This is a genomic window from Micromonospora sp. L31 (genome assembly GCF_052068075.1).
Taxonomy (GTDB): domain Bacteria; phylum Actinomycetota; class Actinomycetes; order Mycobacteriales; family Micromonosporaceae; genus Micromonospora; species Micromonospora purpureochromogenes.
This window is the reverse complement of sequence record NZ_JBQHDC010000010.1, coordinates 109,567-128,848: the sequence shown is the minus strand read 5'-3', so window position 1 is coordinate 128,848 and position 19,282 is coordinate 109,567. Positions and strand designations below refer to the sequence as shown.

The 19,282-nt window shown below is 74.6% G+C and carries 24 protein-coding genes; 10 read left to right on the top strand and 14 right to left on the bottom strand.

Annotated elements, in window-relative coordinates; all coding sequences use genetic code 11:
- Positions 1-116 precede the first annotated feature (116 nt).
- Together ACTMS9_RS24535 and ACTMS9_RS24530 are read left to right on the top strand one after the other, a co-directional pair.
- On the top strand, positions 117-986 hold the full coding sequence (locus tag ACTMS9_RS24535) for a PAC2 family protein (protein WP_441148170.1): 870 nt from the start codon (positions 117-119) through the stop codon (positions 984-986).
- Between the two features lie 125 nt (positions 987-1,111).
- Positions 1,112-1,903 (top strand): GntR family transcriptional regulator, encoded by a 792-nt coding sequence (locus ACTMS9_RS24530; RefSeq protein ID WP_441166121.1) that lies wholly within the window; start codon positions 1,112-1,114, stop codon positions 1,901-1,903.
- 152 nt (positions 1,904-2,055) lie between these two features.
- Here the strand turns inward: ACTMS9_RS24530 and mshC are convergent, their stop codons facing one another.
- From mshC to ACTMS9_RS24500, 6 genes are all read right to left on the bottom strand, one after another.
- Positions 2,056-3,294, bottom strand: coding sequence for a cysteine--1-D-myo-inosityl 2-amino-2-deoxy-alpha-D-glucopyranoside ligase (gene mshC / locus ACTMS9_RS24525; RefSeq protein WP_441166120.1), 1,239 nt, complete (start codon positions 3,292-3,294; stop codon positions 2,056-2,058).
- A 67-nt stretch (positions 3,295-3,361) separates the two neighbouring features.
- Positions 3,362-4,180: an SCO1664 family protein gene (locus ACTMS9_RS24520; protein ID WP_441148172.1), complete on the bottom strand. Its 819-nt coding sequence runs from the start codon at positions 4,178-4,180 to the stop codon at positions 3,362-3,364.
- Positions 4,177-4,758: a DUF3090 domain-containing protein gene (locus ACTMS9_RS24515; RefSeq protein WP_088962352.1), complete on the bottom strand. Its 582-nt coding sequence runs from the start codon at positions 4,756-4,758 to the stop codon at positions 4,177-4,179. The genes ACTMS9_RS24520 and ACTMS9_RS24515 overlap by 4 nt, the downstream gene beginning before the upstream one ends.
- Before the next feature lie 111 nt (positions 4,759-4,869).
- Complete coding sequence (locus tag ACTMS9_RS24510; protein WP_441166119.1) at positions 4,870-5,574, bottom strand: MSMEG_4193 family putative phosphomutase; 705 nt, start codon at positions 5,572-5,574, stop codon at positions 4,870-4,872.
- A gap of 88 nt (positions 5,575-5,662) precedes the next feature.
- Positions 5,663-6,499: an undecaprenyl-diphosphate phosphatase gene (locus tag ACTMS9_RS24505; protein WP_179804601.1), complete on the bottom strand. Its 837-nt coding sequence runs from the start codon at positions 6,497-6,499 to the stop codon at positions 5,663-5,665.
- Positions 6,496-7,548 carry an LLM class F420-dependent oxidoreductase gene (locus tag ACTMS9_RS24500; protein WP_357614443.1) on the bottom strand — a complete coding sequence of 351 codons (1,053 nt, stop codon included), beginning with the start codon at positions 7,546-7,548 and terminating at the stop codon, positions 6,496-6,498. The genes ACTMS9_RS24505 and ACTMS9_RS24500 overlap by 4 nt, the downstream gene beginning before the upstream one ends.
- Positions 7,549-7,747: 199 nt before the next feature.
- On the opposite strand from ACTMS9_RS24500, the gene ACTMS9_RS24495 reads away from it, so the two are divergent.
- Positions 7,748-8,719: an aldo/keto reductase gene (locus ACTMS9_RS24495; RefSeq protein WP_441148174.1), complete on the top strand. Its 972-nt coding sequence runs from the start codon at positions 7,748-7,750 to the stop codon at positions 8,717-8,719.
- Positions 8,720-8,772: 53 nt separating this feature from the next.
- Here the strand turns inward: ACTMS9_RS24495 and ACTMS9_RS24490 are convergent, their stop codons facing one another.
- The 3 genes from ACTMS9_RS24490 to ACTMS9_RS24480 are packed head-to-tail and all read right to left on the bottom strand — an operon-like array spanning position 8,773 to position 11,106.
- Complete coding sequence (locus ACTMS9_RS24490) at positions 8,773-9,690, bottom strand: hypothetical protein (protein WP_441166118.1); 918 nt, start codon at positions 9,688-9,690, stop codon at positions 8,773-8,775.
- A 22-nt stretch (positions 9,691-9,712) separates the two neighbouring features.
- The gene (locus ACTMS9_RS24485; RefSeq protein WP_357913703.1) at positions 9,713-10,777 is read right to left on the bottom strand and encodes a WXG100 family type VII secretion target; all 1,065 of its coding nucleotides are present in this window, start codon (positions 10,775-10,777) and stop codon (positions 9,713-9,715) included.
- Positions 10,774-11,106, bottom strand: coding sequence for a hypothetical protein (locus tag ACTMS9_RS24480; RefSeq protein WP_441166117.1), 333 nt, complete (start codon positions 11,104-11,106; stop codon positions 10,774-10,776). Before ACTMS9_RS24480 ends, ACTMS9_RS24485 begins: the two co-directional genes overlap by 4 nt.
- A 100-nt stretch (positions 11,107-11,206) precedes the next feature.
- Between ACTMS9_RS24480 and ACTMS9_RS24475 the strand changes: the two genes are divergently transcribed.
- The 3 genes from ACTMS9_RS24475 (at position 11,207) to ACTMS9_RS24465 (ending at position 13,134) form a co-directional block, all read left to right on the top strand.
- Entirely contained in the window at positions 11,207-11,626 is a 420-nt protein-coding gene (locus tag ACTMS9_RS24475) for a YbaB/EbfC family nucleoid-associated protein (RefSeq protein WP_210779819.1), read from the top strand.
- Positions 11,623-12,624 (top strand): SseB family protein, encoded by a 1,002-nt coding sequence (locus ACTMS9_RS24470; protein ID WP_441166116.1) that lies wholly within the window; start codon positions 11,623-11,625, stop codon positions 12,622-12,624. The genes ACTMS9_RS24475 and ACTMS9_RS24470 overlap by 4 nt, the downstream gene beginning before the upstream one ends.
- Before the next feature lie 132 nt (positions 12,625-12,756).
- Positions 12,757-13,134 (top strand): zinc ribbon domain-containing protein, encoded by a 378-nt coding sequence (locus tag ACTMS9_RS24465; protein WP_441166155.1) that lies wholly within the window; start codon positions 12,757-12,759, stop codon positions 13,132-13,134.
- On the opposite strand, the gene ACTMS9_RS24460 is transcribed toward ACTMS9_RS24465, so the two are convergent.
- Entirely contained in the window at positions 13,112-13,855 is a 744-nt protein-coding gene (locus tag ACTMS9_RS24460; RefSeq protein ID WP_441166115.1) for a hypothetical protein, read from the bottom strand. The genes ACTMS9_RS24465 and ACTMS9_RS24460 overlap by 23 nt on opposite strands.
- Before the next feature lie 402 nt (positions 13,856-14,257).
- On the opposite strand from ACTMS9_RS24460, the gene ACTMS9_RS24455 reads away from it, so the two are divergent.
- Positions 14,258-14,449, top strand: coding sequence for a DUF5703 family protein (locus tag ACTMS9_RS24455; RefSeq protein WP_053655860.1), 192 nt, complete (start codon positions 14,258-14,260; stop codon positions 14,447-14,449).
- 94 nt (positions 14,450-14,543) lie between these two features.
- Here ACTMS9_RS24455 and ACTMS9_RS24450 read toward each other — a convergent pair whose 3' ends face one another.
- Together ACTMS9_RS24450 and ACTMS9_RS24445 are read right to left on the bottom strand one after the other, a co-directional pair.
- The gene (locus tag ACTMS9_RS24450; RefSeq protein ID WP_210779807.1) at positions 14,544-15,203 is read right to left on the bottom strand and encodes a hypothetical protein; all 660 of its coding nucleotides are present in this window, start codon (positions 15,201-15,203) and stop codon (positions 14,544-14,546) included.
- A gap of 49 nt (positions 15,204-15,252) precedes the next feature.
- The gene (locus ACTMS9_RS24445; protein ID WP_357913710.1) at positions 15,253-16,581 is read right to left on the bottom strand and encodes a M20/M25/M40 family metallo-hydrolase; all 1,329 of its coding nucleotides are present in this window, start codon (positions 16,579-16,581) and stop codon (positions 15,253-15,255) included.
- Between the two features lie 190 nt (positions 16,582-16,771).
- Here ACTMS9_RS24445 and ACTMS9_RS24440 point away from each other — a divergent pair, with 190 nt between their 5' ends.
- The 3 genes from ACTMS9_RS24440 (at position 16,772) to ACTMS9_RS24430 (ending at position 18,695) form a co-directional block, all read left to right on the top strand.
- Entirely contained in the window at positions 16,772-17,389 is a 618-nt protein-coding gene (locus tag ACTMS9_RS24440; RefSeq protein WP_441166114.1) for a hemerythrin domain-containing protein, read from the top strand.
- 66 nt (positions 17,390-17,455) lie between these two features.
- Entirely contained in the window at positions 17,456-18,436 is a 981-nt protein-coding gene (locus ACTMS9_RS24435) for a LysR family transcriptional regulator (RefSeq protein WP_441148180.1), read from the top strand.
- Between the two features lie 19 nt (positions 18,437-18,455).
- A complete protein-coding gene (locus ACTMS9_RS24430; RefSeq protein ID WP_210779741.1) occupies positions 18,456-18,695 on the top strand; it encodes a hypothetical protein in 240 nt (79 codons plus the stop codon).
- Between the two features lie 65 nt (positions 18,696-18,760).
- Here ACTMS9_RS24430 and ACTMS9_RS24425 read toward each other — a convergent pair whose 3' ends face one another.
- Entirely contained in the window at positions 18,761-19,111 is a 351-nt protein-coding gene (locus tag ACTMS9_RS24425; RefSeq protein WP_441148181.1) for a DUF3140 domain-containing protein, read from the bottom strand.
- Positions 19,111-19,275 (bottom strand): hypothetical protein, encoded by a 165-nt coding sequence (locus tag ACTMS9_RS24420; RefSeq protein WP_179804587.1) that lies wholly within the window; start codon positions 19,273-19,275, stop codon positions 19,111-19,113. The genes ACTMS9_RS24425 and ACTMS9_RS24420 overlap by 1 nt, the downstream gene beginning before the upstream one ends.
- Positions 19,276-19,282: the final 7 nt, after the last annotated feature.

Genomic DNA, 19,282 nt, shown 5'->3' with positions numbered 1-19,282 from the left:
GCGCCGCCACGTAGGCTGGCGGACGTGAAGGACATCAGGGACGCCACCGTGCACGGCGGGCGGACGACCGGGTCGGCGCCCGGCGCCGTCGGCGACGAGCAGGGTGAGGTGACGGCGTGACCGAGTTCGACGGGCTGCCGGTGCTGCGGTCCCCGGTGGCGATCGCCGCCTTCGAGGGCTGGAACGACGCCGCGGACGCCTCCACCGCCGCCGTGGAGCACCTGGAGCAGGTCTGGCAGGCCCGCCCGGTCACCGAGCTGGACCCGGAGGACTTCTACGACTTCCAGGTCAGCCGCCCGACCATCACGATGGCTGACGGTGAGACCCGGCGGGTCGAGTGGCCCACCACGAAGTTCATGGTGGCCAGCCCGGAGGGCACCGAGCGGGACGTGGTCCTGATCCGGGGCATCGAGCCCAGCATGCGCTGGCGCACCTTCTGTGAGCAGGTGCTGGAGATCTGCCACAGCCTGGAGGTCGAGCGGGTGGTGCTGCTCGGCGCGCTGCTGGCCGACGTGCCGTACACCCGTCCCCTGCCGATCAGCGGCAGCGCCTCCGACGCCGAGGCCGCCCAGCGCTACCAGCTCACCCCCACCCGCTACGACGGGCCGACCGGCATCGTCGGGGTGTTGCAGGACGCCTGCACCCGGGCCGAGGTCGACGCGGTGTCGTTCTGGGTGCACGTGCCGCACTACGCCAACAACCCGCCCTGCCCGAAGGCCACCCTGGCCCTGCTGCACCGGGTCGAGGACGTGCTCGACCTGCCGGTGCCGATGGCCGACCTGGCCGAGGAGGCCGCCGAGTGGGAGCAGCGGGTGCGCGGTGCCGCCGAGCAGGACGCCGAACTCGGTGAGTACGTCCGCGAGCTGGAGGAGCGGGTCGGCGACGCCGGCATCACCCCGTTGACCGGGGACGAGATCGCCCAGGAGTTCGAGAAGTACCTGCGCCGCCGGGGCGGTTCCGCCGGCCCCACGGCCGGTTCCTGGTAACAACCTCCCCCACCGAGTCACCGGCCCCGGACGTTTGCGTCCGGGGCCGTTCTGCGCGTGTCCGGGGTGGCGCGGGTCACGCCGCGTAGGGCATCCTAGGAACCTAGTGGTATGAGGAGGCGGGTGTGCAGATCAACCCGGGGGCCGCCGAGTTCCCGCACCGGCAGATCGCCGCGCAGCTCAAGACCCAGGTGCGCCGCGGCGACTGGGCACCGGGCGAGCGGCTGCCGTCCATCCCGGCCATCGCCGAGATGTTCGGCGTGGCGAAGCAGACCGTGCAGCGCGCCGTCGACCAGCTGCGGGTCGAGGGCATCCTGATCACCAAGCCCGGCTCGGGTACGTACGTGCGGGGCACCCGGCGCCGGCTCAACCGGCTCTCCCGGGGCCGCTACGGCGGCTTCCGCGGCTACCACACCGACCTGGCCGCCCGGTACCGGCAGCAGTTGGTCTCCGTCGGCCGCTCCCCCGCCCCGCCGGAGGTCGCCGACGCCTTCGGGGTGCCCGACGGCACCGAGCTGCTCTGCCGCCGGCACCTGGTCCGCACCGAGGACTCGCCGGTGGAGGTGGGCGCTTCCTGGTTCCTCCCGGCCGACACCGCGGGCACCTCGCTGGAGCGGGCCGAGGCGTTCGGCCGCCCGCTTTACCAGGAGGCCGAGGAGGCCACCGGCCGCCGATACGTCTCGGCCACCGACACGATCAGCGCCCGCCAGCCCAGCCGGGAGGAGTCGGAGACCCTGCAGATCCGGCCGGACACCCCGGTGCTGCACCTGCTGCACGTCGCCTACGACGAGAAGCGCAAGCCGATCGAGGTCGCCCAGGCCACCTGGCCCGGCCCGATGACCACCCTCACCGAGGAGTACCGGATCCCCGCCCCCACCCCGGACCAGGACCCGGACCCCGGCCTGGTGCTCGGCTGACCCCTTCCGCACCCGGTGACGGCCCGGTGACCCTCATGATCCAGTCGCATTCACCGACACCGCCGACGGCGTGTCGTGTCGGTGGATGCGACTGGATCATGGGGCTGCGACCCGGGGCGGCAACCGCCGGGGCGGCCGCCGCCGGCCGAGGCTCAGAGGCGGATGCCGAGGAGGGCGTCGACGGTGTCGGCAAAGAGTGCCGGTCCCTGCGGGTCGTCGCCGGTACCGGCCAGGGCGCGGTCGGCCCAGTCGTCGGCCAGCGCCAGGGCGCCGGGGGTGTCGAGGTCGTCGGCGAGCCGGGCGCGTACCCCGGCCAGGAAGTCCGCCCCGGACGGCCCGGCGGGCGCGGCGGCGGCCCGCCGCCAGCGGTCCAGGCGCGCCTGCGCGGTGGTGAGCAGGTCGTCGGACCAGGCGCGGTCGGCGCGGTAGTGCCCGGACATCAGGCCCAGCCGCACCGCCATCGGGTCGACCTTGTCGGCGCGCAGCCGGGAGACGAAGACCAGGTTGCCCTTCGACTTCGACATCTTCTCGCCGTCCAGGCCGATCATGCCGGCGTGCACGTAGTGGGCGGCGAAGGGCGCCTCGCCGGTGAGCCGCTCGGCGTGCGCGGCGGAGCACTCGTGGTGCGGGAAGAGCAGGTCGTTGCCGCCGCCCTGCACGTCGATCCGGTCGCCGAGCAGGTTCAGCGCGATCACCGCGCACTCGATGTGCCAGCCGGGGCGGCCGGCGCCCAGCTCACCGCCGGGCCAGGACGGCTCGCCCTCCCGGGCGCCGCGCCACAGCAGCGGGTCGAGCGGGTCGCGCTTACCGGCCCGGTCGGGGTCGCCGCCGCGCTCCGGGAAGATCTCCAGCATCTGCTCGCGGGTCAGGTTCGACTCGTAGCCGAACTCCGGGGCGGCGCTGACGTCGAAGTAGATGTCGCCGGTGCCGTCGTCGAGCCGGTACGCCGCGCCGTCCTTGAGCAGGACGAGAACCTTCTCGGCGATGTCGGGGATCGACTCCACCGCGCCGACGTAGTGCGCCGGCGGGATGATCCGCAGCGCCTCCATGTCCTCCCGGAACAGCGCGGTCTCCCGCATGGCCAGGACCTTCCAGTCCTCGCCGTCGCGCGCCGCGCGCTCCAGCAGCGGGTCGTCGATGTCGGTGACGTTCTGCACGTACCGCACGGTCAGGCCCGCGTCGCGCCACATCCGCTGCACCAGGTCGAACGTGATCATGGTGGCGGCGTGGCCGAGGTGGGTGGCGTCGTACGGGGTGATGCCGCAGACGTACATGGTGGCCGCGCCGTCGGGGCGGCTGGGGTGGAGGCCGCGCCGCGCCGAGTCGTACAAGCCCAGTGGCCCGCCGCCGCCCGGCAGCCGTGGCACCTCGTGTCCCGCCCAAGACTCCATGACCGTCAGCCTAACGAGCCGTCAGGCGGCGGGCAGGCACCCCACGGGTGATCAACGTGACAGCGACTCACATGGGGGGCCAGGGCATCGCCGGCCAGTCCTGCGGGGGCTGCGGGTAGCACCCCGTCTCGCGCAGCCGGTCGATCCGCGCCGCCAGCTCGGCGATCTCCCCGAGCGTCAGGTGGTCGGACAGCTCCTCGCCCAGCTCACCGGCGACCTGACCGGCCAGGACGTCGAGCATCTCCACCGCGTCCGGCGGGAGTTGCCGGCCGGCCCAGCCCCAGAGCACCGTGCGCAGCTTCTCCTCCACGTGGAAGCAGACGCCGTGGTCGACGCCGTAGAGGCTGTCGTCCGGGCCCACCAGCACGTGGCCGCCCTTGCGGTCGGCGTTGTTCAGCACCGCGTCGAGCACCGCCAGCCGGGCCAGCCGCGGGTCGTCGGCGTGCGCCAGGGCGTACGCGGCGCCGTCGTCGTCGCGGGCCGCGGCGACCGGGAACCAGCGCGGCGGCACCGCCTCGGCGGGTACGAAGCCGACCAGCGGCTCCGCGTCGTCCGGCTCGTCGATCCAGAGCTGGCAGGAACCGGGGCCGAACGGGCCGTCGCGGAGCACGGTCGGCGGCACCAGATCCCAGCCGGTGGCCCGGGAGACCAGGTAGGCGGCGACCTCCCGGCCGGCCAGGGTGCCGTCGGGGAAGTCCCAGAGCGGCCGCTCGCCGCGCACCGGCTTGTAGACGCAGCGGGCCGTCCGCCCGCCCAGGGTCAGGATTCCGCGCAGGGTGGTGTTGGAGGCGTCGACCAGCCGCCCCTCCAGGGCGAGCTCACCGTCGCGCAGCAGCCGGAGCGCCGCGCTGCCGTCCTGGCGGGGCTGCAACTCCGACGACGTCACCGGTGGTAACCGTTGTGCCGCGGGCAGAGGTGCCCGGCGGGGTCCAGCGGCTGGCCACAGAGCGGGCAGGGCGGGCGGCCGGCGTTGACCACCCGGCGGGCCCGCTCGATGAACTCGCGGGTCGCCTCGGGGGTCAGCCGCACCCGGAGCCGGTCGAGATCCTCGTCCGGTTCCTCGACGTCGTCCTCGTCGTCGTCCTCCTCGTCGCCCAGCTCGACCTCGACCTCCGCCTCGCCGGCGGCGATCGCCTCGATCACCACGGTCGCGCTGTCGACGTCGAAGGCCAGCCCGAGGGTGCCGACCCGGAACTCCTCGTCGACCGGGGTGTCCAGCGGGTCGTTGTCGCCGACGAGGGTGGGCGCGGCCTCGGGCAGGTCGACGCCGAACCGGCGCTGGGCCTCGGCGAGCAGCTCCTCCAGCTTCTCGGCGAGCAGGGACACCTGCACCTTCTCCAGCGCGACGCTGACCAGCCGGCCACCGCCGCGCGCCTGGAGGAAGAACGTCCGCTCTCCCGGCGGCCCGACGGTCCCGGCGACGAACCGCTCCGGCGGCTCGAAGGCGTGCACCTGGTGGGTCATACCCACGACCCTATCCGGCACACGGAGGCGTCGCGCACCGCACCGAGGGTGGTTCAGCCGAGGGCGAAACGCCCGCAGCCGCTCGCGCCGCGCCGGGCGTGGCGGGCCGCCTCACCCGGTCGCCCCCGCACCGCCGCCGACCGCGGCGTCCGAGTCGGTGGGCCGGGTGGCCCGCCGGCGCCGCTTGCGCGGCGGCGGCACCAGCCCGCCGAGGTCACCGCCGGTGTCGTTGAGCCGGACCAGGAAGGGCCGCAGCGGCGTGTAGCGGATCGCGGTGACCGACGCCGGGTCCGCGACGATGCGCTGGAAGAGATCCAGGTGTACGCCGAGCGCGTCCGCCACGATGGCCTTGATCACATCGCCGTGGCTGCACGCCAGCCAGACCGCCTCGGGCCCGTGCTCGGCGGTGACCGCGGCGTCCCAGGTGCGCACCGCGGCGACCGCCCGCGCCGCCATCGCCGCCATCGACTCGCCCTCGGGGAAGACCACCGCGCTCGGGTGCTGCTGCACCACCGGCCAGAGCGGCTCCCTGGCCAGCTTCTTCAGCGGCTGCCCCTCCCAGGCGCCGTAGCCGCACTCGATCAGGCCCTCCTCGACCACCGGCTGCACCTGCGGCAACGCCAGCTCCAGGGTCTGCCGGCAGCGGATCAGCGGGCTGGTCACCACGGTGGCCAGGGGCAGGGCGCGCAGCCGCTCGCCGACCGCGGTGGCCTGGGCCCGGCCGGTGTCGTCCAGCTCGACCGGCTGGCGGCCGGCCAGCCCGCCGTCGGCGTTCGCCGTCGTCCGGCCGTGTCGCAGAAGCAGAAGGGTCGCCACGACACCACCCTAGGCGCAGGCCGCGCACGCGACGGCCCCCGGCACCGAGGTGTCGGGGGCCGTCGCCGGCGGTCGTCGCCGGTACGCCTCAGGTGGCGCTGATCGTGCCGGTGAGCAGCAGCGCGAGCACCAACGTGCCGAGCGCCACCCGGTAGAGCACGAAGACGTACAGGGTGTGGTGGGCCACGTAGCGCAGCAGCCAGGCGATCGCGGCGTAGCCGATGGCGAAGGCGATCGCGGTGGCCACCACCATCTGCGCCACGCTCGGCACCGAGGTGCCCGGCGCGGCCGGCTCGAACACGTCACCGACGCTGAAGATCCCGGACATCACCACCGCCGGGATGGCCAGCAGGAACGAGTACCGCGCCGCCGCCTCCCGGGTGAGGTTGAGCAGCAGGCCGGCGGTGAGCGTGCCGCCGGAGCGGGACACCCCGGGGATCAGCGCCATCGCCTGGGCGAAACCCATCACCACGCCGTCGCGCATCCGGAAGTTCTCCAGGGTGCGGGTCTGCCGCCCCCAGTACTCGGCGAAGGCGAGCACGAAGGCGAACACGATCAGGGTGGTGGCGACCACCCACAGGTTGCGGCCGGCGGTGCGGATCTGGTCCTTGAACACAAAGCCGAACAGCCCGATCGGGATCGAGCCGACGATCACGTACCAGCCCATCCGGTAGTCGAGGCTGGCGCGTACCGAGCGGTCCCGCAGGCCGAGCAGCCAGGTGCGGGTGATCCGCCAGATGTCCTTGGCGAAGTAGATCAGCACCGCCGCCTCGGTGCCCAGCTGGGTCACCGCGGTGAAGGAGGCGCCGGCGTCCCGGTCGAAGAAGATCGCGGAGGTGATCCGCAGGTGTCCGGACGAGCTGACCGGCAGGAACTCGGTGAGTCCCTGGACGATGCCCAGGACGATGGCTTCGACCCAGGTCACTCGCCGACCCCGGACAGCTCCAGCGCCTCGGCGACGGTACGCAGGGTCTGCACGCCGCTGTCCCGGTCGGCGACGAAGAGGGTCACCGAGAGAGTGGTCACGCCCGCCGCCGCGTACTCGCGCAGCCGCTCGGCGATGCGCTCCTTGGGGCCGAGCAGCGACGTGCGGTCGATGAACTCCATCGGCACCGCGGCGGCCGCGTCGCGCTGGCGCTTGGCCAGGTAGAGGTCCTGCACCTCGCGGGCGGCGTCGCCGTAGCCCATCCGGGTGGCGAGCTGGTTGTAGAAGTTCTGCTGGCGGCTGCCCATCCCGCCGACGTAGAGCGCGGCGTACCAGCGGACCAGCTCGGCGCAGGTGGCGATGTCGTCGCCGACCACCACCGGCACGGAGGGGACCACGTCGAAGCCGGCCAGTTCCTTGCCGGCCCTCGCCCGGCCGGCGCGCACCGACGCGAGCTGCTCCTCGGCGAACTCCGGGGCGTAGAAGACGGCCAGCCAGCCGTCGGCGATCTCGCCGGCCAGCTCCAGGTTCTTCGGGCCGACGGCGGCCAGGTAGATCGGGATGTGCTCGCGGGGCGGGTGGAAGCCCAGCCGCAGCGCCTTGCCGGGACCGTCGGGCAGCGGCAGCGTGTAGTGCTCGCCGTCGTAGGCCACCTCCTTGCGGGCCACCGCGAGCTTCACGATGTCGACATACTCGCGGGTGCGGGCCAGCGGCTTGGCGAACCGCACGCCGTGCCAGCCCTCCGAGACCTGCGGCCCCGAGACGCCCAGGCCGAGCCGGAACCGGCCGCCGGAGAGCGCGTCGATGGTGGCCGCGGTCATCGCGGTCATGGCCGGGGTCCGGGCGGGAATCTGCATCACCGCGCTGCCCACGTCGATCCGCTGGGTCTGGCCGGCCATCCAGGCCAGCATGCTGGGCGAGTCGGAGCCGTAGGCCTCCGCCGCCCACACCACCGAGTAACCGAGCCGGTCCGCCTCCTGGGCAAGTGCCAGGTGGTCGGCGGGCGTGCTCCACGCCGTCTGGTATCCGAGGCTGAGCCCGAGTCGCACTGGATCCTCCCCCATCCGCACCACAGGTCGCACCAGGGTACGCAATGGCGGCGGTGGACCCGATCACCGGCTCACCCGGGCCCGCCGGGGTGCCCGGCGACCAGCGCGGGGCCCGGCCACGGTCGGATCGGCGACGTGGCGGGCAGAGATGACGGGAGCGAGGATATCCGTGACGCCAGGTTCGAAATAAGGTTCACCCATGCAACAGCGACCGCTCGGCCGAAGCGGGCTGGCGGTTTCCCGGCTCGCGCTCGGCACCATGACGTGGGGCCGGGACACCGACGCCGACGACGCGGCCGCCCAGCTGAAGAGTTACCTCGACGCGGGCGGCAACCTCGTCGACACCGCGGATGTCTTCGGCGACGGTGACGCGGAGTCGGTGCTCGGCTCGCTGCTGGGCGCCCTGGTCCCCCGGGACGAGCTGCTCATCGCCACCAAGGCGGGGCTGCGGCCGGGCAGCGGCCGGCGCCGGGACGGCTCGCGCGGGCACCTGCTGCGCACCCTGGACGCCTCGCTGCGCCGCCTGGGCACCGACCACGTCGACCTGTGGCAGGTCCACGGGTACGACCCGGACACGCCGCTGGAGGAGACCCTGGCGGCGCTGGACCACGCGGTCGCCAGCGGCCGGGTCCGCTACGTCGGCGTGTCGAACTTCTCCGGCTGGCAGACCGCCCGCGCCGCCGCGTGGCAGGCGGCCTGGCCGGGGCGCGCCCCGGTGATCGCCGCGCAGGTGGAGTACTCGCTGCTGGAGCGGGGCGTCGAACGGGAGGTGCTGCCGGCCTGCGGCGCGCTCGGGCTGGGCGTGCTGCCCTGGTCCCCGCTGGGCCGTGGGGTGCTCACCGGCAAGTACCGGCACGGCCGGCCGGCCGACTCGCGGGCCGCCTCGCCGCACTTCGAACGGTTCGTCGCCACCTACCTGGAGCCGCGCTGCTCCAGCATCGTGGAGGCGGTGGCCACCGCCGCCGGCGGGCTGGGCGTGTCGCCGACGGAGGTGGCGCTGGCCTGGATCCGGGACCGGCCGGGCGTCACCGCGCCGATCCTGGGCGCCCGGACGGTGGGGCAGCTCCTCGGCGCGCTCCAGGTGGAGCGGATGACCCTGCCGGCGGAGATCACCACGGCGCTGGACGACGTCTCGGCGGTGCCGGTGGGCTACCCGGAACGCGACGGCTGAGGCACCGGTCCGGGGCCGGCGGGCAGGCCGGCCGGTGCGCGCCGGTGGGCCGATCAGTCGAGGGTGGGCCGGTCGCCGGGGATCTCCCGGACGGCCGCCAGGAAGCGGGCCTGGTCGTCGCGGGTGGCCGGGTTGACGATCCGGATCCACGAGCCGTCGTCGAAGTGCAGAGTCGCCGGGAACTGCATCAGCCGCGCCGACCCGTGTTCGCAGTCGATCCGGGTGATCCGCCGCCGCTCCACGCTCCACAGCAGCCGCGGCTCGCGCCGGTCCGGCCGGCCCTCGTCCGGGCGGCGCCCCATCCGCAGCAGGTGCAGGTGGGTGTCGGTGACCGCGAGCGGGGTGCCGGTGTAGCGCTCCAGGAACAGCAGCAGGCTGCCGGCGAGGGTGGCCAGGTCGCCGCTGAAGACGTACCGGCGGCGGTAGGCGATCTCGGCGAGCTGGTCGGCGAGCGGGCGGTGCTGGCTGAGCCGGAACAGCGCCCGGAACGCCTCCTGCTCAGCGGTGAGCGGCAGCACCGGCCGGGGTTGCGGAACCGCCGGGGTGGGCTCGACGGCCACCTCCCGACCGGCCGCCTCGGGCAGCCCCGCCGCGAGCGCGGCCGCCTTGCCGGGCAGCAGCAGCACCCCGGCCACGATCCGGACCGGGGTCAGCACCGCCTCCACCCAGGCCACCGGGTTGACGATGTTCAGCAGCCCGAACAGCGCCCGAGGATCGAGCGCCTCGGCGACCTCGGTGCCGACGTGGTCGACGAACTGGCTGCCGGCGCGGTGCGTCTCGTGCGCCCGCACCGGGGCCAGGCCGACGTAGCGCAGCTCCTGCCCGGTCACCAGGGGGGCGACCAGGGCCCGCTCCGGCTCGTCGGAGGTGCGGAACTCGTCCCGCAGCGCGCGGGCCCGGTCGCGGGCCACCCGCGCGCCGTCGCGCACCGCGTCGCCGAGCCGCCCGAGCCGTCCCCACGCACCCGTCACGCCGTACCTCCTCCGTCGCCGGTCAGCGGCCCGCCGGCTGCTGCTCGGCGGGTGGCTGCCCGAAGACATTCTGGTCGATCCAGTCGGCGCCGCCCTGCACCACGTCGCCGATCTCGTCCTTGACCAGGTCGGAGCCGGGTACCGACAGGCCACTGACCAGGGCGGTGCCGCCCCACACCGCCCCGTGCACGACCGAGTTCGGCACGTTCCAGGGCAGGTTGGTGGCCCAGTTCTGGGCGATCATCCGGCCGCCGTCGGCCAGGCCGTGCGCGCGCAGGGCGCCGGCCCGCTCCAGCATCCCCATGTCGAACGGCGACCCGGACTTGCCGAGCTTGAAGGTGCCCTGCGCCGGGTCGGTGATCTTGTGGAACCACTTGTCGGCCTTGCCGGCGGCGCGCCGCTTGTCGATCGCCTTCTGCCCCATCCGCAGCGCCTTCTGCTTGTCCACCAGCTTGTCCAGGTGGTTGCGCAGCTTGCGCAGGTAGAGCATGACCCGCTGGAGCAGCCGGATGACCTTCTGCAGGTGGGTGGCGAGCGGACGGATGATCTTCAGCGACCGGGTGAGCACGATCATGCCGCGGGTCACGGTGACCGCCAGGCCGGCCGCCCACGACGCCCCGGCGGTGAACGGCGCCATGAGCAGGGCGGTCACCAGGGTGACCAGCATCCAGTTGACGAACTCGACGCAGAGGTCGACCAGCACCTCGTGCACGATCTGCAGGGCCTCGGCGACCCCGCGCAGGTACTCGGCGGTGGCGGTGAACTGCCCCGCCACGTCCAGCAGCTGCTGCTCGACCTCGGCGAGGCGCTTGCCGTACGCCTCCCCCGCCGGCGACCGCCAGCCGGGCTGCTCGGCCTCGCGCACGCCGCGGTGGCTCAGCGCCAGCTCGCGCACCTGGGCGGCGAGGGCGTCCCAGTCACCGGCCCGGGCGCGCAGCGCCTCCGGCTCGCCGTCGACCATGTCGACCAGCTGGATGAGCGGCCAGGCGAGGGTGCGGCAGACGCTGTCGACCACGTCCTCCACACCGGACAGCGCGTTGTCGATGCCGTTCCAGAGCTGGACGGCGCTACCGGCGGGTCCGCTCACCGGCCCATCCCCTCGCGCATCGCCCGGAAGCCGGAGTCGATGTCCTGCTCGTTGCGCTCGTACGACTCGACGGTGGATCCCAGCGCCGCCCCGACGCGGGTGAACGCGTCCTGACCGGCCCGGAACAGCGTCGTGCCGTCGGCGACCTGCTCGGCGTACTTGGCGCGCAGCATGTCGCTGGCGAACGGCAGGTGACCGAAGGCGCCGTCGGGCAGGTCACCCGCGGCCACCACCCGGCTCTCCAGCGCGCCCAGCGCGTTGGCCACTCCGGTGGCGGCCGCCTCCAGCCGTTTCACGGCCGTCACGTCCACTTCGATGTCAGCTGCCATCGCCGTTCCTCCCCCGCATCCGACGCGGGTCGAAGATACGATTCCCCGGCCTCCGGCCGCCACCCCGGCCCGAGGAGGAACCAAGGGGGAGGAAGCCCGCATGACTGATCCGCTGTCCGGTCTGGACGCGCTCGCCGGCCGGCTCGCCGACATCGAACGCCGTTTCGCCGGGCTGCACGCCGGCCTCGACGACGTCGACGGCACCGCCACCGACGACACGGGCCTGGTGTCGGCCACCGTGGACGCCACCGGAGGGCTCACCGACCTGACCTTCGAGCCGGCGGCGCTGCGCTCCGGCAGCGCCGACCTGGCGAGGATGGTGCTGGAGGCGTACCGGCGGGCCCGGGCGGCGGCGACCGCCCAGCTCGACGAGCGCACCGAGGGTCTCGACGCGACGCTCGGGGCGGGCCTGACCGAGCTGTTCGGCAAGCCGGGCGACTTCGCGGCGTTGGGCCGTCTGGAGGAGGCCGTCGCCCGACTCGGCGCCCTGGACGCCCGGCTGCCGAGGCCGCCGGCGTGACCGCGACCGGCTGGCCGGAGATCGTGGCCCGGCTGCACCGCACGCTCGTCGCCTGCGACCGGGACACCGACCTGGAACTCAGCGCCGGATCGCGCCGGATCCGGCTGTCCGTGCGCCGCGACACCGTCGAGGGCCACTGCCCCGGGTACGAGGGGCAGCGGCTGGCCGAGCTGGGCTGGCGGCCCGGCGACGACGGCGACTGGTGGTACGCCACCCCGCGTACCGCCGAGGGCCTGCACTGGTGGAGCGGCTTCGCCGCCCGGACCGCCGCCGTCGCGCTGACCGCCGACCCGGCCGCGCTCTCCTGTCGGGTGCTCCCGCTCGACGGCGGGGCGGAACCGCCGACGGCAACCCGCGTCGAGGTGACCGACAGAGCCGGGTCCGGTGTCGGCGCGCCCGCACCGGCCGGCGTCGGCGTCGCCGTGCCAGCGGCCGTCGGCGTCGCCGTGCCGATCGAGGCCGGCGCCGGCGTTCCCTCGCCGCTCGAGGGCGGCGCCGGGGCCGACGCGTCGGCCGCCGACGCCGTCTCCCCCGGGGATACGGTCGCGGACGACGGCGGGTCGCGCCCGGCCGAGCCGGAGCCGGCCGAACTGCTCGCCCGGGCGGCGGCCGCGCACGACCTGCCCCGCTACCTGGGGGTGCTCGCCGCCGGCCCGGTCTGCGTACCGCTGGCCGGCGAACCGTCGCCCGACCGGGACTTTCCGTGGACGGTCGTCGTCGGGGCGGACCGCGGGCCGCTGCTGCCGGTCTTCACCTCGGCGGACGCGCTGACCGCCTTCGCCGGGGTCGGGGTGCCGTTCGTCGCGCTGTCCGCCGCCGACCTGCTGGCGGACTGGCCGGACCCGGGCTGGGGCCTCGCCGTCGACCCGGGCGCCGCCCACGGCCTGACGCTGACCGCCCCGGCGCTGGCCGCGCTGCTCGCCGCGAACGACCCGACCGATCCGCCGGGACCCCTCGCTCCGGCCACCGTGGAGGAACCGGGCACCACCTCCCGCTGACCGGCGTCCCCGCCGCACCTGGGTCACGCCGGATCGGCGCGGTCGCCTTACCGGCCGCTCGCGTTGGTCGCGTCGTCGGCGCCCGACCGGGGTGACCCCACCGTCGGCACCCCGACCGGCGGCGCTCCCGCCGTGGCCGGCCGAGCCCGGTCATGGCCCGTGCTGAAACACGGGCGCACCTTCGCAAAGATCGACCGGTTCGCGCCCACGTCGCAGACGTGCTCGGTGTGCAGCCGGCTCGACGGACCCAAACCGCTGAACATCCGGTCGTGGACCTGCCCCCGCGGAGCGGTCCACGACCGGGACGTCAACGCGGCCATCAACGTGCTCGCGGCGGGACGCGCCGAGAGCCTGAACGCCTGTGGAGCGCAGGTAAGCCCGGCACCCGTGCCGGCACCGCGCGAGGAAGCAGGAATCCACCCGCCCGCTGCGCGCTGTTCCACGCGCAGCACGAAGGGACCCCCCGTCCTTCAGGGCGGGGAGAACGTCAACGGGACAGGTACGCCTTGATGCTGGTCGGGACACGGCCCGCCGCATCCGCCACGGCGGCCCGCGCCTCCCCGGTCACCGGCACCAGGGTGGTGTGCTTGGGCGGTAGGACGATCAGGTCGCCGACCGGCACCACCCGCTCGGCCTGCTGCCGCTGGTCGGCCGGCGGGTCGGTCCAGATGATGTACACGAGCCGGACACTCATCTGCTCGCTGTCGTCGTTGCGCACCGACACGGCCGTGAACCGGCTGTTGCGGTCCAGCACGCGGCCGCCGTCGTCCACCGGGGTCACCACCGGTTCGACGTCGACGGCCGGGGCGTCCACCGGCTCCGCGGTGCGCACCGAGACGGTCACGTCCTCGGCCGCCCGGGCTCCGGCACCGGTGAAGGTCAGCACGTCGACGCCGGCGCCTGGCGGGACGACCAGCCGGCCCCGGTCGCTGCCGAAGACCGTGGCGACCCGCACGCTGGGCAGCTCGCGCCCGGCGGCGTCCAGCGCGGTGAACTCCAGCGTCGGCGCGAGCACCTGGGTGCCCTCGTTGACGATCGTGAGCACCTGGTTCATGTACCCGTCCCCGGTGGTGGGGGCGAACTCGAACCGCAGCGCGGCGGCGGGGCGGGGCCGGACGACGAGGCCGCAGCCGGCGAGGAGCAACGTAGCCACCAGCCCGGCGACGACTTGCGCGAGCAGCGGAGCGGCGCGGCCAGTGCGGGGTGGGGTCACGATCATGGTGAGCGGCACCGGCGCATGGTACGCGGGGCGCGGCGGGGCGAAGACCCCCCGTCGGTACCGGCCGGCGGCGGCCGGCCGCGCCGTTCGCCGGCACGGCACCGCTGCGACGCTGGACCACGACGCCGCCACCGGGCGGCCTCGACCCACCACGGCGGGCTCGTCGGGCCCGCCGTCAGGGCCGTCGCGTTTTCCTGCGACCAGGTGCCCGGCTCGAGCCGGATGGTCGCCACGAAACGCACCACAGGGGTGCGGCGGCGCGGGCGGGTACCCCGAGGGACGCCGCACGCATAGCTGGGGAAACCGGGCGAGCGGTGCCGTCCGGGGCCGTGGCGGTGCCGGGGCGGCCGGCCAGCGGCGCGGGTCACGCGGGAGGGGGTGGCGAACGGCCTGCGGGCTGGGCAGCATAGGTCCATGGACTACGAATACGCGCCGCTGCGGCTGCCGCCGAACGTCGACCGGTTGACCGCCGCGGCGCAGCTGGCGATCCAGGCGGAGTTCTCCGGTTGGGAGTTGGCCCGGGTGCGGCTGTTCCGGGACGGCACGCGGCAGGTCGTGCTGCGCCGTCGGCGGGTCAACCAGCCGCAGCCGGGTCTGTCCTACTGACGGCGGGCACGCCGCCCGGCGTACCCGGGTCGGCTGCCCACGCGCCCGGGGCCGGACCGCACGGTCGGGCCCCGGGGGCGTCGCGGCCCAGGGCCTAGTGGCCGTGCCCGGCGTGGTCGTGCTCGTCCTCGTCGAGGAACGGGTGCTCGTCGAGCCGCCCGACGAGACGGTCGTCGGCGGCCGGCTGGAACGGGCCCACCGGGTCGTCGTCGTCGAAGGACTCCAGGTCGACCGGGGTGCCCACCTCGCTGACCATCACCACGCCGTCGAGCGGTTCCAGCTCCGGCACGTCCAGCGCGCTCAGCGAGCCGTCCCCGCTCTGCAGCAGCTCCAGCACCGCCTCGCCGACCCCCTCGACGGGCGCCGGCTCGTCCTCCTCCGGCGTGCCCTCACGGCGGGCCGCCTCGGCGACCCGGATCAGCGCGGACACGCTCGGCACCCGGTAGTCGCGGCGCTGCCGCACCGAGATCACCGCCGGGTGCGGGTCGCTGGCCTCGACACCCTCGGCGCCGCCGAACCGCTCGTCGGCCTCGTCGGGGTCGATCGACTCGACGTCCCACGGGGTGACCTCGCCGAACGCGTCGAGCAGCTGCTCGTCGTAGGCGTACGAGGCGTTGTTCAACGCCACGTACGCCTGCCAGACGCCGTCGTCGTCGATCCGGCCCTGGGCGGCGCGCACGGCCGTCAGGTGGGCTCGGGCGGCGTCGATCACGCGCTCCAGAGCAGCGTCCAGCTCACCGTGCTGGTCGGTCATGAGGGAGTCCCTTCGCGATGGGGAGGATGCGGTCCGGCGACGGACCCGGTCAGCAGGTGCGCAGGAACCGGTCGAGGACCCGCACGCCGAACTGTAGTCCGTCGACCGGTACCCGCTCGTCGATGCCGTGGAACAGGGCGGAGAAGTTGAGGTCGGCCGGCAGTCGCAGCGGCGCGAACCCGAAGCAGCGGATGCCGAGCTGGGAGAACGCCTTGGCGTCGGTGCCGCCGGAGAGCATGTACGGCACCGGGCGGGCGCCCGGGTCCTCCGCGCGCAGCGCCGCCGACATCGCCTCGACCAGGTCACCGTCGAAGGTGGTCTCCAGGGCCGGCTGGCGCTGGATGTACTCGATGTCGATGTCCGGTCCGACCAGCTCGCGCAGCTGACGCTCCAGCATCTCCGACTGCCCGGGCAGGCTGCGGCAGTCGATGGTGGCGGTGGCCCGACCGGGGATGACGTTGTCCTTGTAGCCGGCGGCCAGCCGGGTCGGGTTGGCGGTACTGCGGATGGTCGCCCCGATGATGTTGGCGATCGGGCCGAGCTTGGCGATCGCCGCCTCCGGGTCGTCCGGGTCCAGCTCGACGCCGAGCACGTCGGAGACCTCTTCGAGGAAGGCCCGCACGGTCGGGGTGACGGTGACCGGGAAGCGGTGCCGCCCGACCCGGGCGACCGCCTCGGCGAGCGCGGTGACCGCGTTGTCGTCGTGGATGAACGAGCCGTGCCCGGGCCGGCCCTTGGCGTGCAGCCGCAGCCAGTCCAGCCCCTTCTCCGCCGTCTCGATCAGATAGAGCCGGGACGCGTCGTCGATGGCGTAGGAGAAGCCACCGACCTCGCCGATCGCCTCGGTGCAGCCGTCGAAGAGCTCCCGGTGCCGCTGCACCAGGAAGTGCGCGCCGTAGTCGCTGCCCGCCTCCTCGTCGGCGGTGTAGGCCAGCACGATGTCGCGCGGCGGGCGCACGCCGGTGCGCTGCCAGTGCCGCACCACGGCCAGCACCATGGCGTCGAAGTCCTTCATGTCGATCGCGCCCCGGCCCCACAGGTAGCCGTCGCGGATCTCCCCGGAGAACGGGTGCACCGACCACTCGTCGGCGTCCGCGGGCACCACGTCCAGGTGGCCGTGCACCAGCAGGGCGTCCCGGCCCGGGTCGGTGCCGGGGATCCGGGCGACGAGGTTGGCCCGGCCGGGCGCCGACTCGTGGATCTGCGACTCGACGCCGACCTCGGCCAGCTTCTCCGCGACGTACTCCGCGGCCAGCCGCTCCCCCGCGCTGGTGGCGTTGTCACCGGTGTTGGTGGTGTCGATGCGCAGCAGGTCGCGGCAGAGTTCCACGACCTCGTCGGTGGGGTCGGGTCGGGCGGAGGCGGGGTCGCTCGTCATCGCCTCTTTCTACCAGTCGGGCCAGCTGTCGCGGCGGCCCGGCCGGCGCTCGCGCGCGTCGGGGTCCGCGCGGCACTCCCGGGCCGTCCCCGTTTCACGATCTTGCGGTACGGGTACCGCAGTCGGCGACCCCGCACCGCCCGTCGCGCCGGCCGTCCCCAGGCTCCGGCCGCCCGTCGAGGAGGGCCTCATGACCGTCCCGCTGCCGCCCCTGCCGCCCACCGCCGACGACGCCTACCGGCCCGGCGGGCGCAGCATGGCCGACATCGCCGACACCGAGCACCGGCAACTGCTCGGCCTGGCCGACCAGGTGACCGACCAGCGGCTGAGCCCCGAGCGGCGCCGCGAGGTGGCCGAGGTGCTGACCGCGGCGATCTCGCGGCACCTCTCCGCCGAGGAGCAGTACCTGCTGCCCGCCGCGCGGGCGGCGCTGCCCGAGAGCGCCGAGCGGGTCGACCGGGAACTGGCGGCCCACGCGGCGCTGCTGGCCGCGCTCAAGTCGCTCGGCGGGCCGGACGACCCGGCGCTGGCGGACGTCGCCGCGCGGGTCCGCCGGCACGTCGAGGCGGTGTCGGCGCTGATCACCCCGCTGCGCGAGGTGGCCACCGACGCGGAGCTGATCCGGCTGGGCAACCGGTGGGAGATCGCCGAGGAGGCGGCCCCCACCCGCCCGCACCCCGGTACGCCGGCCACCCCGCCGTGGAACCGGGTGGTCGAGCCGGCGCTGGGCGTGGTGGACAAGGTGCGCGACGCGGTCACCGGGCGGCGGACGTACCTGGCCGACCTGAAGCGGGACGGGCGCGACTGATCCATCGTCCGACGCCGATCCGCCCAGCCCCTTCCGCCCGCCCTGCCGTGGTCCTACCGTCACGTTATGAATCTGGAGCTGCGACACCTGCGGGTCGTCTGCGCGATCGCCGAGACGGGGAGCGTGACCAAGGCCGCGTCCACCCTGGGCCTGGCCCAGCCGGCCCTGACGGCGCAGCTCCAGCGCATCGAGCGCACCCTCGGCGGCCCGCTGTTCGAACGCGACCGGCGCGGCGCCCGGCCCACCGCGCTGGGCGAGCTGGTGCTGGCCCGGGCCCGGGTGCTGCTGCCGGCGATGAAGGGGCTCCAGGACGAGGCGGCCCGGCTGGCCGGGGCGGACGACAGCCTGGGCCGGTACCGCTTCGGCGGGGTGAACAGCCCGATCCTCGGCCGGCTGGTGCACCGGCTGGTGGCCGAGCAGCCGCAGGCGCAGATCACCACGTACGCCTCCTGGTCGGCCGCGGAGCTGGCCGGGCTGGTGGCCGGCGGGCGGCTCGACTTCGCGCTCACCGGGGTCTGCGGCGACGCCACGCCGTCCCCGGAGTTCGGGCTCTGCTGGCGGGAGGTGGCGGTCGACCCGGTGCTGGTGCTGCTGCCGGCCAGCCACCCGATGGCCGGCCGGGAGGAGATCGACCTGGCCGAGCTGCGCCGCGAACAGTGGGTCGCCGCGCCGGGCGAGGGCTGCTTCGGCGACTGCTTCGCCGCCGCCTGCGCCCGGGCCGGCTTCACCCCCCGCAAGGTGTACGAGACCGACGTGCGCGGCTGCGTGGACCTGGTCGACGCCGGCGAGGCGGTGGCGCTGTGCCAGGCGACCTTCCGCCCGGTCGACGGTCTGGTCACCCGCCGGCTGGCCGGCGTGCCGCTGCGCTGGCGGCTGCTGCTCGGCTGGCACCCCGAGTCCCCCGCCGCCCGGGTCGCCGAGGCGGTGCTGGAGACGGCGGTGGCGGCGTACACCGACTCGCTGGCGCCGCACCCCGACTACCTGGCCTGGCTGCTACGCCACCCGGAGTTCGGGGCCCGACCGGTCGGCGGGGTGCGAATCGCCTGACGGCGGGTACCTGGACCCCATGACCGATCGCTACCCCGACGTCGACGAGCGGGAACTGCTGCGTCAGGCCGCCGCCGCGCACTCCGCCGCCGTCCGGGACCTTGAGGCGTTCCTGCGTCGGCTGCCGGCGGTGCCCGATCCGGCCGACATCACCGAGTACGCCAACCTGGTCACCCAGGAGGAGCAGACCCGGGCCGAGCGGCAGGCCGCCGCCACCGCAGCCGGCCTGGAGCTGCCCAGCCTCGGCACCGAGCCGTAGCGCGAGGCGACACCGACGGGCGGCGGCACCCGGGAGAGCGTCCCGGGTGCCGCCGCCTGTGCGCGTCAGCGTTCGACCAGGACGTCGTGGCCCAGGTCGAGCAGGGCGTGCCGCCACTCGTCGTCGGCGTTGCCGCCGCGCGGCTTCTCCGCGGTCAGCGCCCGGATCCGGTCGATCGCCTCCCGCATCACCTCGATGTCCTCCGGGGTCAGGTCCACCTTGCGCTTGCTGAGCACCCGCAGGATCTGCCGGCCCGGCTCGGGCAGGTCCATGCTCGGGTTCGGGCCGAACGACTCCTCCCCCGAGCCCCGGGTCAACAGCCACTGCCGCAACTGTTCGGAGGGGACGTTCACCTCGGCGTGGAAGTCGTCCCAGATCACCTCGACCTCGGGGTCGAGTCGCTGCTCGCGTACCATCACGCCTCCTCTTCCGGTGGCCCGGACGGCGCCGGGCTCCCGTCGTCGGTCTGCTGCTTCAGGCCCTCCGGCGGCACCTGCACCCGGGCCGGGTTCGCCGTCGGCGGCGCGAGGATCGGTTCGGTGCGGTCGGTCTCCTCGTCGCTCTCCTCGGGTTCGGTCATCTCCGTC

Excerpts from the sequence above, each read along its gene's own strand:
- ACTMS9_RS24435 (WP_441148180.1), top strand. The coding sequence starts at position 17,456 with ATGAATCTGGAGCTGCGACACCTGCGGGTCGTCTGCGCGATCGCCGAG.
- ACTMS9_RS24425 (WP_441148181.1), bottom strand. The coding sequence starts at position 19,111 with ATGGTACGCGAGCAGCGACTCGACCCCGAGGTCGAGGTGATCTGGGAC.
- ACTMS9_RS24455 (WP_053655860.1), top strand. The coding sequence starts at position 14,258 with ATGGACTACGAATACGCGCCGCTGCGGCTGCCGCCGAACGTCGACCGG.
- ACTMS9_RS24420 (WP_179804587.1), bottom strand. The coding sequence starts at position 19,275 with ATGACCGAACCCGAGGAGAGCGACGAGGAGACCGACCGCACCGAACCG.
- ACTMS9_RS24445 (WP_357913710.1), bottom strand. The coding sequence starts at position 16,581 with ATGACGAGCGACCCCGCCTCCGCCCGACCCGACCCCACCGACGAGGTC.
- ACTMS9_RS24430 (WP_210779741.1), top strand. The coding sequence starts at position 18,456 with ATGACCGATCGCTACCCCGACGTCGACGAGCGGGAACTGCTGCGTCAG.
- ACTMS9_RS24440 (WP_441166114.1), top strand. The coding sequence starts at position 16,772 with ATGACCGTCCCGCTGCCGCCCCTGCCGCCCACCGCCGACGACGCCTAC.
- ACTMS9_RS24515 (WP_088962352.1), bottom strand. The coding sequence starts at position 4,758 with ATGACCCACCAGGTGCACGCCTTCGAGCCGCCGGAGCGGTTCGTCGCC.
- ACTMS9_RS24475 (WP_210779819.1), top strand. The coding sequence starts at position 11,207 with ATGACTGATCCGCTGTCCGGTCTGGACGCGCTCGCCGGCCGGCTCGCC.
- ACTMS9_RS24450 (WP_210779807.1), bottom strand. The coding sequence starts at position 15,203 with ATGACCGACCAGCACGGTGAGCTGGACGCTGCTCTGGAGCGCGTGATC.
- ACTMS9_RS24480 (WP_441166117.1), bottom strand. The coding sequence starts at position 11,106 with ATGGCAGCTGACATCGAAGTGGACGTGACGGCCGTGAAACGGCTGGAG.
- mshC (WP_441166120.1), bottom strand. The coding sequence starts at position 3,294 with ATGGAGTCTTGGGCGGGACACGAGGTGCCACGGCTGCCGGGCGGCGGC.
- ACTMS9_RS24495 (WP_441148174.1), top strand. The coding sequence starts at position 7,748 with ATGCAACAGCGACCGCTCGGCCGAAGCGGGCTGGCGGTTTCCCGGCTC.